This window comes from Bacteroides sp. 2201st1_D9_2201SCRN_220225 (genome assembly GCF_040928965.1).
GTDB lineage: Bacteria > Bacteroidota > Bacteroidia > Bacteroidales > Bacteroidaceae > Bacteroides > Bacteroides stercoris.
Window position 1 is genome coordinate 65420 of the sequence record NZ_JBCODG010000016.1, and the last position, 12932, is coordinate 78351.

At 42.5% G+C, this 12932-nt stretch carries 6 protein-coding genes; 2 read left to right on the forward strand and 4 right to left on the reverse strand.

Annotated elements, in window-relative coordinates; genetic code table 11:
* Nucleotides 1–49: 49 nt before the first annotated feature.
* The 4 genes from nth to AB5903_RS07320 all read right to left on the reverse strand — a co-directional run bounded on the left by nth (nucleotide 50) and on the right by AB5903_RS07320 (nucleotide 7353).
* The gene (gene nth, locus AB5903_RS07305; protein ID WP_016661428.1) at nucleotides 50–724 is read right to left on the reverse strand and encodes an endonuclease III; all 675 of its coding nucleotides are present in this window, start codon (nucleotides 722–724) and stop codon (nucleotides 50–52) included.
* Complete coding sequence (locus AB5903_RS07310; protein WP_005654668.1) at nucleotides 721–1917, reverse strand: MFS transporter; 1197 nt, start codon at nucleotides 1915–1917, stop codon at nucleotides 721–723. Before AB5903_RS07310 ends, nth begins: the two co-directional genes overlap by 4 nt.
* Before the next feature lie 245 nt (nucleotides 1918–2162).
* Entirely contained in the window at nucleotides 2163–3197 is a 1035-nt protein-coding gene (gene pheS, locus AB5903_RS07315; protein WP_016661427.1) for a phenylalanine--tRNA ligase subunit alpha, read from the reverse strand.
* A 223-nt stretch (nucleotides 3198–3420) separates the two neighbouring features.
* Nucleotides 3421–7353 carry a hybrid sensor histidine kinase/response regulator transcription factor gene (locus AB5903_RS07320; RefSeq protein WP_016661426.1) on the reverse strand — a complete coding sequence of 1311 codons (3933 nt, stop codon included), beginning with the start codon at nucleotides 7351–7353 and terminating at the stop codon, nucleotides 3421–3423.
* A gap of 336 nt (nucleotides 7354–7689) precedes the next feature.
* Between AB5903_RS07320 and AB5903_RS07325 the strand changes: the two genes are divergently transcribed.
* The gene (locus AB5903_RS07325) at nucleotides 7690–10731 is read left to right on the forward strand and encodes a glycoside hydrolase family 2 TIM barrel-domain containing protein (protein ID WP_368117724.1); all 3042 of its coding nucleotides are present in this window, start codon (nucleotides 7690–7692) and stop codon (nucleotides 10729–10731) included.
* Between the two features lie 46 nt (nucleotides 10732–10777).
* Nucleotides 10778–12787 carry a family 20 glycosylhydrolase gene (locus tag AB5903_RS07330; protein ID WP_272710694.1) on the forward strand — a complete coding sequence of 670 codons (2010 nt, stop codon included), beginning with the start codon at nucleotides 10778–10780 and terminating at the stop codon, nucleotides 12785–12787.
* The last annotated feature ends 145 nt before the right edge of the window (nucleotides 12788–12932 follow it).

Sequence of the window (12932 nt, forward strand, 5' to 3'; positions counted from 1 at the left end):
TGACGGCAAAGTTAGTATTTATTTCTTTTCCCTGCTATTAAATCATTGTTTATTCTTCCCCATCATTGCTCTCTTTACTAACTTTATACTTCCGGCAGTAATATTTGCACATCAATTGCAAACCGCAGTTGTCACATTGAGGGGTACGTGCCTGGCATACATACCGTCCGTGCAGGATGAGCCAGTGGTGGGCAATGGGAATCTCTGTTTCCGGAATGTATTTAACCAATTCCTTCTCTACGCTGAACGGAGTGGTGCATTTGTCGGATACCAGTCCCAAACGGTGGCTGACGCGGAAAACGTGGGTATCTACCGCCATGGCGGCTTTGTTGAAGACGACCGACTGGATTACATTTGCCGTTTTGCGTCCCACACCGGGAAGTTTCACGAGCTTTTCTAGTGTATCGGGCACTTGGCTGTTGAAGTCTTTCACCAGCATTTGAGCCATGCCTACGAGATGCTTGGCCTTGTTGTTCGGGTAAGATACACTGCGTATGTATTCGTATACTACTTCCGGAGTAGTGGCTGCAAGCGCTTCGGGAGTGGGGAAGTCCCGGTAGAGGGCGGGAGTTATCATATTCACCCGCTTGTCTGTGCATTGGGCGGAAAGAATTACCGCAATCAACAGTTCGTACGGGTTGTTATAATGTAGCTCGGTCTCCGCTATGGGGCGGTTTTCCCTGAACCAGGCGAGTATCTTTTCATAACGTTCTTTCTTTCTCATCGTAATTTGTTTTTATGATAATGAGGAGTTACCTTGATGTTGAAATAGAGCATGGAAACAATTGTCAGGCAGGCTCCGAAAAGATAGGCTTTGTCGAAAGTGCTGACTTCTGCAATGTATCCGCCTGTCAGCATGCCGATGCCTATCCCCACATCCCACGAAGTGAGGTAGGTGGAAGTGGCCGTGCCCCGTTGACTGTTGGGGGCAAGGTTTACGAACAGTGTGTTGTAGGCCGGAAACATGATGCCGAAGCCTATGCCAAGCAGTAATGCCACTGCAAAGAATACGATGTTGCATGCCATGCTGTTCCACTCGATGATGTAGACGCATGCCGAGAGCAGGAAGAAACTGAATACCACGATGTACAACCCTGCCGAAATTACCTGCGTTATTTTCCCTCTGTCTACAATCCTGCCGGAAAAGATGCGCGAGATAGCCATGCCCACCGCCATGAAAGTAAAGAAAAAGCCGGTAGTTGCATGGATACCGATTTCTTTGGCATACATGGCTACGTAGTTGGTAGTCATTCCGTAAGGAATGGATAATAAAAGCAGGCTGATACCCGCAGGAATGCCTTTCAGCAGAATAAAGCGGTCGAGCGAAACCGGTTCGCGTCTGACAGGCGGCTTATACGGGGTTTTCACTAAGGAAGCACAGATGAACCCGGCAATGCAGGAACCCAGCGAGCAACAGAATATGGTAGTATAACTCATGCCTGCATCGTGCAGGAACAAACCGGACATCGGCCCTACTGCCATGGCTATGTTGTTGGAGAGTCCGTAATATCCGAGACCTTCTCCGCGTCTTGATGAGGGCATGATGTCGATGACTACCGTATTGCCGCCCACGGTCACCATGCCGAATGATACGCCGTGTATGATGCGGAACAGGATAAATAAAGTGAGTGACCCGGCAATGATGTATCCGGCAAACATGGTCATGAAGATGAAATAAGCTAACAGATACAACGGTTTGCGGGCAAAACTGTCCAGAAAATATCCGGAGAACGGACGGATGCATAAGGCAGCTACCGTATAGCAGGAAAGAATGATGCCGATAGTGGAGTTTCCTGCATTGAATACTTCGGATAGATAGAATGGCAATACGGGTATCAATAGCCAAAAGCCGAAATACAGTAGGAAGTTGGCAGCGAGGATAAAGCAATAGCCGGGAGTTACGAGCCTATCTTTCATTGGGTGGAGATTTAATAGGATTGATAATCAGGCTGTATTAAAAACCGTTAGTTGCAAATAATCGGGAGTAAAAATACGCCTGATAATTTCTTTTAGGCACGGATTATACGGACTTCACGGTCCTTTTTTTGATTTAATCCGTGTTTCTCCGTGCAATCCGTGCCTAAAAATAAATGGTGAGTGCCTTTTTAGGTTCTGGCACATCCCAATTTTATGCCCAATATAGAAATATCGGGATTTCTATATTAATAAGCTGCTTCAAATTCTTTCAGGAAGCGCGTATCGTTTTCCGAGAACAGGCGCAGGTCGTTTACGCGATATTTCAGATTGGCAATACGTTCTATACCCATACCTAAAGCGTATCCGCTGTATATCTTGCTGTCAATACCGTTCAGTTCCAGTACATTGGGGTCTACCATACCGCAACCTAAGATTTCGACCCAACCGGTTCCTTTACAGAAAGGACAGCCTTTGCCGCCACAGATATTGCAACTGATGTCCATTTCGGCGCTTGGTTCCGTAAACGGGAAGTAGGAAGGACGAAGGCGTATCTTGGTGTCCTTGCCGAACATTTCCTGTGCAAAGAGCAACAGAGCTTGTTTCAAGTCGGTGAACGATACATTACGGTCTATAAACAACGCTTCTACCTGGTGGAAAAAAGCATGTGCACGATAGCTGATAGCCTCGTTACGGTATACGCGTCCCGGACAGATAATGCGGATGGGCGGTTGTGTATTCTCCATGACACGGCTTTGCACGCTGGATGTATGTGTGCGCAGTATGATATTGTGCGATACATTCTCGGCATTGTTTTCAATGAAGAAAGTATCCTGCATGTCGCGTGCCGGATGGTCTTCGGCAAAGTTCATGGCGGAAAATACATGCCAGTCGTCTTCCACTTCAGGACCGTCGGCGATGTTGAATCCCATACGGGCAAATATATCGATGATTTCGTTCTTTACGATGCTGAGCGGATGGCGTGTCCCTAATTTCACGGGATAGGCCGAACGGGTAAGGTCAAGGTCTTCACAACCGTTGTCCCGGCTCTCGAATTGTTCTTTCAGAGCGGCAATCTTTTCCTGTGCCTTGTTCTTGAGTTCATTCAGGCGCATGCCCACTTCTTTCTTCTGGTCGGCAGGCACGTTGCGAAAGTCTGCCATCAGTTCGTTAATGGCTCCTTTCTTGCTGAGGTATTTGATTCGCAGTGCTTCCAGTTCCTCGGCATTAGCGGCTTTCAGTGCTTCTACTTCTTGCAGAAGCTCGTTGATTCTGGCTATCATATCGTTGTTATTATTTATTCTTTCAATACATAAAACGATGCAAAGATACAATTTTATCATTGTTTTGCCTTCAATCGCTGCATATTATTTTTTATTAACTCAGACTGCCAGCCGGAATGCTTTTCCGGACTTTGTGTCCGGCTTTCGATATAATGTGCCGCTAAGATGTAGCTTCAATTATTCCAATATTTTTTCCTTCGGTGGACATTCTTGTCCTGTTGACTTATATATTCTGTACATTATTTTTGAATTGTTCTTCCTTATATTGGGTAGGAGAGCATCCCATGTTTTTCTTGAATACTGCACTGAAGTAGCGGGGGGTAGAGAACCCGACCCGGTCTGCTATTTCATTTACTGTTAATGAACTGTTTAGTAGTAGGTTGATAGCATTGTCAATGCGCAATTTATTTATATAATCGTTTGCTCCCATACCTGTTAATGCCTTTAACTTATTATAAAGTGAGGCACGGCTCATACCGAGTTTGTCACATAGGAAAGGAACTCCCATATTAGGCTCGTCGATATTTTCAGTAATAATCTGATTCATTGTATTCAAGAACTTCTCGTCAGCGGCGCTAAATGTACTTTCTTCCGGTGTTGGTGCTGTTTTGCTGCTAATATACTTTTTCTTTATACGCTCACGATTTTTCAATTGGTTATATATGGCTGTGTAGAGCGTACTTATCTCAAATGGCTTTGTAAGATAAGTATCGGCTCCATTTTTATAACCGAATATACGGCTTGCTTCATCATTTCGAGCAGTAAGCAGAATGACTGGGGTGTGGCTGATGTCTAATTCTTCCTTAACCCGCTTGCACAACTCGTACCCGTTCATTTTAGGCATCTGTATATCGCTGATTATAACATCCGGATGCCACTGCCTACACATCTCTAACGCCTCTTCACCGTTGTAAGCTGTGCGCACGTCTTTAAAATAGGGCCTCATCGCATCAGTCAGATAATCTACTAATTCCATATTGTCATCCACCACCAGAATGGTATAATCTTTAGTTTCGGATCTGAAAGTAGGCTCGTCTGGTACACTCTCAATGTTTTCAGCAGAGGCAAGCAATTCGTTAAGATAAGGTTGTGGCTGTAAAATAAGCTTGCCAGGCTTAATGTTTAGTGGCAGTTCAAACCAAAAAGTAGAACCTGCAGATTCAATATTATTGAGTGCGCCGACACTGCCGCCTTGCTGTTCTGCCAAAATTTTTGAGTACGAAAGCCCTATGCCTGATCCGGGACGACTGTTTTCACCCTGGTAGAAACGTGTAAACAGTTTCGAGACATCAATATCTTTTAGCCCCGGACCTTGATCTGAAACAGAAATACGCACTCTGTCTTTCTTTTCGGATAATGAAGTAATAATATTGATTTCTCCTCCCTCATTACTGTATTTTATTGCATTAATTAATAAATTGGTTATTATAGTAGTACACTTTTCCTTATCACAATAGAATGATTCTATTCCGGCTGACAGCTGACGGGTGAGTGTTATATGTTTTTGGGTAGCCTCGGGTATAAAGTCTTCAACTACTTCTTCCAGCCATTTTTCCAGATTGATGCTTTCTATATGCAAGGTACTTTGGCTGACTTCCATTTTGCGTACATCAAGTACCATGTTTAATAAATTCTTCATGCGCTCAGACTGTCGGGCAATATTCTGTAGAACCCTATAGCGGGCATCTTTGGCAGGAAACTGTTCTATCAGTTGTTTTAAAGGAGCATGGATTAGCGTAAGAGGTGTACGCAGCTCATGATTGATATTTATCAGGAAGCGTATCTTTTCTTCATACGCCTGTTGCTCGTGCTCTTTCATTGCTAATTTCATTCGGTTCTCTTTGCGGCGTAAAAAGCTGTAAACGGATAAGCCCACTGCTGACAAGGCAATCAGCATGCATGTTAATATGAACCACCATGTACGGTACCAAGGTGGAAGTATGATAAGTTCAATAATGGGGTAATTATCTGTCCATTCGCCGGAACGGGTAGTGCATGAAGCTGTTATCTGATAGGTGCCTGCCGACAGCGTATTCAGTGTCAGTTCCGGCAAATAAGAATAGATAGGCTCTTTTTCATATCCTTGCAGATTGTAACAATAGGCAGGCTTACGGAATATATCTTTATTGTGTGCCTTTACTTTAATCGTTATCGTTCTGCTTTGCTCCGGAATTTTTAAAACAGGCTTCCTGCCTGAAGTATATTCCATGCGATCACCGCCAACAAATACATCAGATAGTTCAAGCACCGGAGATTCCGGGTGCTCTTTGGGAAGTGTGGAAGCAATGCGTAATAATCCATTTACACTACCCAAATATACATCTCCTTCTGATGAAAGTAAGCGGGGCTTCGGCAGATACTCGTTAGGAGCGACTCCGTCTGGAACACCGTAAAGGATAAAGCGCTTTTGGGTGGTCATCCAGGAAAGCAAACGTTCATTATTACCAATCCATAATCGTCCATGCTGGTCACTGGCAACAGACATTGCTTCGTTAATCAACGAGTTTGAAATATGAGTATATGAACCGTCATTGGGCGAGAAACTGCCCAACCCGTAGTTCCCCCCTATCCAGATAATGCCTTTCTCGTCAGCTGAAGCCGAATGGATCATGGTATCTTGTTTACAGTGATAGAGGACGTGAAGGGTATTGTCATTATGGTCTATACGATAAATACATTTGGAATCATGCAGGTAAGAAAATGTTTCCTTTACACATATCGGAAGCAGCTGACCTACTATGGCATCTTTAAGGTGGTTTATATGAATGGGGGTGAATGTTTTCTGTTTCCAGTTGTAACTGTATGGACTCTCGGAAAGCAGTAAGATAGTTTCCGGTGTATTTTGCATAAGATTGACTGTCTTGCCTTGTTGACACAATCGGTTGTTAATGTCATCATTTACAATAACCAAAGGAGTACAATGTTCAGTCTGCTTATTATAGAAAAATATCCCCTTGCCAAAGAGTGATATCAAAAGGTGGTTTTTATCAACACCCGTGATGGAGGCTACCTTTTCTCCATATGTAGATGGAATATGGCGAAATTTATTGGTATCGGCATTAAACACATTCAGTCCCCCACCATCCGTTCCTATCCATATATCCTTTTCGTTTTGTTCTTGATAAAGGCTTAATACAGATTTCTCGCTGAGTCCATAATCTGCATTAAGAAGTGCATCTGCATATAGTTTGATGCCCACTTCCTTAATATTGAACATTCCACTGCGTACGCTGCCAGCCCAAATCCCATTTTCCGGATCTGCATAAAAAGACAAAATAGAATTGCTGGGGAGAGAATAGGCATCTCCCGGAATATGTGTTAATACATCCATTTGATTGTTTTCAGGATTTAGAACGGCAATTCCTTTGCCGTCGGTACCTATCCAGATGTGGCCATCATATTCAGCCAATGCAAGCACAATGTTACTCTGCATTGATGAATTGCCTGTGTGGTAGGTGTGAAGAAGTTTACCATTCTTATTGTAACATTGCACTCCTTTACAATACGGAGTCACCCAAAAATTACCTTTAGAATCAGGCAGCATCGTAACTACGTCGCGACAATCAAATGGGACATCACGTGTGTGTCCGGTACGAATATCTATCAGCAAAGCTCCCACCCAACGGTTGGCAGCCAACAGAGTATGACTGTCAAAACGGTAAAGATCGGTGATTTGGAATTTTATATTGGAAGTAATCGAACGGAAAAGAGCGATTTTCCCAGTCTTATAATCATATTTGTATAATTTGTCAAATCCTCCGAAAAACACACCGTCATCCCAAAGGCAGATGGAGGAGGCTGATATAAGGTTCCCATTTAGGTCACATGCCCGGTAAAAGGTATCATTGACTGCATCATACAGAAAAACTCCTTCGCTGCCAAGTGCCCAAATATTATTATTGCGGTCTTCTACCAATTGGTCTATATTGCAATTCAAATATTTCTTTTGTTCATATCCGTCGAAGCGTCCGATACCGTTTTTGGTCCCCATCCAGGCATGACCTGTACGGTGGCTGACTGTCATGCAGTTGACTTGATAAGAGAGTCCTTCACGTACGTCAATCCGTTGAAATATATATTGTTTGTCACTTAGTTGCTTTCCCCATAAGACGGTTGGCAATATCCAAACAAGTACAGTTAATAAAATTTTCTTCATAGTATAAAAAAGTAAAACAAAAATATTGTTTTTGCTTCAATAATGCAAATAATCATATAAATTTATTCCGCTATTTTAACAAGTATAATCGCCGTCAAGTTTGGTATCAGTAATTTATTGTATATCAAGATTTGTACCAATAAATTAACGCTGTTTATAGAGCATAGGAGGATTATACGATAATGAGTGAAATAGTCATTTTTGGAGCAAAAAAAGATATTTCTATACCTTCCATTCATTGTGGAACGGATACTTTTGCAAAAAACTATTTATTATAACTAATACCTTTGTTATACGATGAATTACATCTATAAAATTTTTCTACACTTCCTCATTATGGGAATATTCTTTGGAGTCGGTAGACTTTCTGCTCAGGTTACTGTTCCCGAATGGCAAAGTCAATATGCTATTGGAAAAAATAAATTACGGCCTCATACTTATGTATGGCCATACGACAAAGCTACAAATATCCGTCAAGGAGATTATGAAAATTCTCGCTATTATATGAGTCTGAACGGGAGATGGAAATTTTCTTGGGTAAAGAATCCTGATAATCGGCCCAAAGACTTTTATAAGCCTGGATATTATACGGGTGGATGGGCTGACATCAAAGTGCCTGGAAACTGGGAACGTCAAGGTTATGGAACTGCTATTTATGTGAATGAATCCTACGAATTCGATGACCCGCTATTTAACTTTAAGAAAAATCCACCACTAGTACCATATGATGAAAATGAGGTAGGTTCTTATCGGCGTAGCTTTACTTTACCATTGGATTGGAAAGATCGCCGGACCGTCATCTGTTGTGAGGGCGTTACCTCATTCTATTATATTTGGGTAAATGGGCATTTATTGGGCTATAATCAAGGTTCGAAGACTCCTGCTGAATGGGATATTACTCCATATGTAAAAGAGGGAGAGAACACAGTTGCCCTGGAAGTATATCGTTGGAGTGCGGGGTCATACCTGGAATGTCAGGATATGTGGCGATTGAGCGGCATAGAACGTGATATCTATCTGTATAGCACTCCCAAGCAATATATTGCAGACTATCAAGTGACTTCCACTTTAGATAAAGAAACGTATACGGATGGGCTTTTTGCTCTTGAAACAACCATAGGAGGGGAGGCTGAAGGTGCTGCCACATTATCGTATCGTTTAGAAGATGCTTGCGGAAAAACGATTTTGGAAAAGGATTGTCCGGTTCAAAGCAAGGAAAGCGGCAATTTCATTTTTTTGTCTAAAGAGACTTTACCGAAAGTGAAACGTTGGAGTGCGGAACATCCTTATCTTTATACATTGATTATTTCTCTAAAAGATACTTCAGGAGAAATCATACATCTGACAGGGTGCAACGTAGGGTTTCGTACCTCGGAAATCAAAGATGGACGATTTTGCATAAATGGTGTGCCCATATTGGTAAAAGGGGCAAATCGTCATGAACATTCTCAATTGGGACGTACAGTCAGCAAGGAACTGATGGAGCAGGATATTCGTCTGATGAAGCAGAATAATCTGAATACTGTGCGAAATTCGCATTACCCCACTCATCCGTATTGGTATCATCTCTGTGATCTTTACGGTCTGTATATAATAGATGAAGCAAACATTGAGTCGCATGGCATGGGGTATGGAGCAGCTTCGCTTGCTAAGGATAGCACATGGCTTCCAGCCCATATGGATCGGGTACAACGGATGTACGAGAGGTCAAAAAATCATCCCGCCATCATAATCTGGTCATTAGGAAATGAGGCAGGTAATGGCATTAATTTTGAACGCACTTACGATTGGATGAAATCAGTAGAGCAAAGTCGTCCAGTTCAGTATGAACGTGCTGAACAACAATATAATACTGATATTTACTGTCGCATGTATCGTAGTGTGGATGAGTTGTTGGCTTATGCCCATCAGACAAGTCCGAAAGTATACCGCCCTTTCATTATGACGGAATATTTGCATACAATGGGTAACAGTGGAGGCGGTTTGAAGGAATATATGGAAGTGTTCGAGAGCGAACCTGTCGTACAAGGCGGTTGTATCTGGGACTGGGTCGACCAGTCATTCAGAGAGGTGGATGCTCATGGTAAATGGTATTGGGCGTATGGCGGTGATTACGGACCGGAAAATATACCAAGTTTTGGTAACTTTTGCTGTAATGGGCTGGTGAATGCTGTACGGGAACCGCATCCTCATTTAAAAGAGGTAAAAAAAGCTTATCAATATATTAAATACACGCTCAAAGATCCTAAAAATTTAACCATCGCTATCAAAAACTGGTATGACTTTACCAATCTGAATGCTTATGTGTTGAAGTGGAGCATAGTGGGAGATAATGGTAAAATGTTAGCGAAAGGGGAACAGTCTATAGAAGTTGCTCCACATGCCACTACTGAAGTTTCATTGGGAGGCGTACGCTTACCCCGGAATATCCGTGAGGCTTATCTGAATTTAAGCTGGACGCCTAAGAAGAAAAGTGCTTTCATCGGAACTGATGATGAGGTTGCTTATGATCAGTTTGTCTTGCCTGCCAATAGTCAGTATCGTCCGACATTGGCTAAACTGTCTGAAAAACCGGAAATTCAGATTGATCCGAAAACCGGAGCATTAACATCATACATCTATGAAGGACAGGAATATCTTGCCTCGCCTGTGCGGCTGAGTTTATATCGCCCTGCAACGGACAATGACAACCGTGAAAAGAAGGGAGGCGCAAAGGTTTGGCGCAAATTAGGGCTAAATCATTTGGTCCAACGTGTATTATCTGTAAAAACATCAGGACACACTACTTACAGTGAAGTGAAATTATTGAATGATAAAAATGAGACAATAGGGTCTGCTACATTTGAATACACCATTCGCAAGGATGGAATATTGTCTGTACAAACCCGTTTCGTTCCGGATACAACGTTTGTCAGTTCATTGGCTCGTGTCGGGCTGGTTTTTGAAATGCCCCACAGTTTTAATCGTGTCACTTATTTGGGCCGAGGAGAGCATGAGACTTATGCTGACCGAAAACTATCGGGGCGTATCGGAATTTATCATACTGATGCAGAACGAATGTTTCATTATTATGTGCGTCCTCAGGCTACCGGTAATCGAACAGACGTGCGTTGGATGCAAGTTAGCGATGAATTAGGAAAAGGATTGTCTGTGTGGGGGGAGAAGTCATTTGAATTTAGTGTATCTCCTTTCACTGATGAGAATATAGATGCTGCCGGGCACATTAACAAGTTGAAAAGAAATGGCACGGTGACCGTTCATCTTGACGCTTTGCAAAGCGGTGTGGGAACGGCTACTTGCGGACCGGGGGTACTGGCGCCTTATTTGGTGCCTGTAAAAGAGTATCTGTTTAGTTTTGAAATACGTCCTTTAAAATGATGAGGCACTTTTGACATATCGGAATTTTAAATAGTATCAATTGTTTATGAAGAGAATTTTATTTTTTATCATATTGTTTTGTATAAGCCTTTCTGCTATTGCTCAAGAATCTTGTCCGCAAGTTATTCCGGCTTTGCAACAATGGCGTGGAACAGGTGGAACTCTTTCCTTGCCTGTACGAGGCAGCATTGTAATTCGCACAACCGATGAGGCTGCGTTAGAGTCCACAGCTCGTATTCTTATATCAGACTTGAAGGAATTGATGGGGTGGGATTATACTTTGCGTACCGGAAAACCTCGTAAGAACGATATTTGCTTGTCCCTCACTCCACCTGATGAAGAGTTGGGAGAAGAGGGATATGTGCTTGACTTTTCCGGTTATGCTTGTATAAAAGCTCCTGCCGTAAAAGGTGTATTTTGGGGTACGCGCAGTTTGCTGCAGATCCTTTTTAATCATCAAGGTACTCTTCCTAAAGGTATTGCACGCGATTATCCTCAATTCCCTAATCGAGGATTTATGCTGGATGTTGCCAGAAAGTTCTTCACGATGGATTATCTGAAGCAATATGTAAAGATATTGTCTTTTTACAAGATGAATGAGTTTCAAATACATTTGAATGATAATGGGTTTCCGCAATTTTTTGAGAATGATTGGAATAAAACCTATGCTGCTTTTCGGTTAGAGAGTGAACGTTTCCCTGGATTGACATCCAAGGACGGGGCATACACCAAAAAAGAATTTATAGAGTTACAGAAGATGGGGAAAGCTTATGGAGTAAACATTATTCCAGAAATAGACATCCCCGCCCACTCTCTGGCTTTTGCTCATTATAAGCCGGAAATAGCCAGTCAAGAATATGGTATGGATCATCTTGATCTTTATAAAGAGGAGACTTATCGTTTTGTGGATACATTGTTGGACGAATATCTTTGTGGAGACTCACCGGTATTTATCGGTCCGGACGTACATATAGGAACAGACGAGTATAATAAAAAGGAGGCTGAACGGTATCGTTATTTTACAGACCGTTATTTGAAATACATTGCGAAATACGGTAAAAATCCCCGTATGTGGGGTGGCTTGAAATGGCTTCCGGGAAAGACACCTGTGCAGGCAGAAGGAGTAACTGTCAATGCATGGTCGTATGACTGGATAGACCCGGAAGCATCTTTAAAAGACGGATATAAGTTGATTAACTCTTGTGACACTTATCTTTATATTGTACCCTCAGCAGGTTATTACCGTGATTTTCTGGATCATCAATGGTTGTATGAAACTTGGTCACCATGGTTGATTAATAAAAAGTTGACATTGCCCGAAGGTACCGTTGGAGTACTGGGAGGCATGTTTGCCGTGTGGAATGATAAGTGCGGCAACGGTATATCAGAACAAGACGTGCATGTGCGTTCTTTCCCAGCCCTACAGGTATTGGCTGAAAAGATGTGGAAAGGCAGCAATAGTCAGGTTTCTTTTGAACAGTTTGAGGATTTATGTCGTCAGATGCCCGAAGCTCCCGGCGTGAATCTGTTAGGCCGGATACCGTCAGGTGTATGTCAGACTGCTTCTGGTGAAGTGCAACTTACCCCTGCCGGGGAAGTCTGTGTGCTAAGCGGAACCGATTCTATTTCTACTGTGTTACAAGAAGTGGGGTATCCGTATGCTGTATCTTTCAAAATTTGTCCCGATGAGAATGCTCCCAATAGTTCCATACTATTCAAGGGACCTCATTCTGTGGTGTATGCCAATTGGGAAAACAAAGGCTGCCTGGCTTTCAGTCGTGACGGCTATACATTTGTGTTTCATTCCTATCATTTGCCCGAAGGTGTGTGGAGTGATATTCGTATAGAAGGTGATTACAAGGGGACTTCCCTTTATGTGAACGGTAAGTTGCAGGAACGTCTGGAAGGCCGCACCAAGAAAGTCTATCGTCAGCAGTATAAGCGTATGGAGTATATGGAGTATCAGGAGACACTGATATTTCCCTTACAACAAATAGGGGATGGCTTGAACGGTTTTAAAGGAAAGATTAAAAATGTAGTGTGCAAGCAGTTCTGAGGGAACGTTTCTAATGTTTTTTCCTGTCTCTTTGATTCGGAAATTTAAATTATTCATTTATGAATGCCTATCATTAGTGTCCCGTTAAAATGGGACGAGTTAAACAATTAATCAAAAAGCCCCGGAATCAGGGGATCATTTAGAT

What these genes read in the sequence shown, in the direction of transcription:
- nth (WP_016661428.1), bottom strand. Translation starts at nt 724, where the DNA reads ATGAGAAAGAAAGAACGTTATGAAAAGATACTCGCCTGGTTCAGGGAA.
- AB5903_RS07310 (WP_005654668.1), bottom strand. Translation starts at nt 1,917, where the DNA reads ATGAAAGATAGGCTCGTAACTCCCGGCTATTGCTTTATCCTCGCTGCC.
- pheS (WP_016661427.1), bottom strand. Translation starts at nt 3,197, where the DNA reads ATGATAGCCAGAATCAACGAGCTTCTGCAAGAAGTAGAAGCACTGAAA.
- AB5903_RS07320 (WP_016661426.1), bottom strand. Translation starts at nt 7,353, where the DNA reads ATGAAGAAAATTTTATTAACTGTACTTGTTTGGATATTGCCAACCGTC.
- AB5903_RS07325 (WP_368117724.1), top strand. Translation starts at nt 7,690, where the DNA reads ATGGGAATATTCTTTGGAGTCGGTAGACTTTCTGCTCAGGTTACTGTT.
- AB5903_RS07330 (WP_272710694.1), top strand. Translation starts at nt 10,778, where the DNA reads ATGAAGAGAATTTTATTTTTTATCATATTGTTTTGTATAAGCCTTTCT.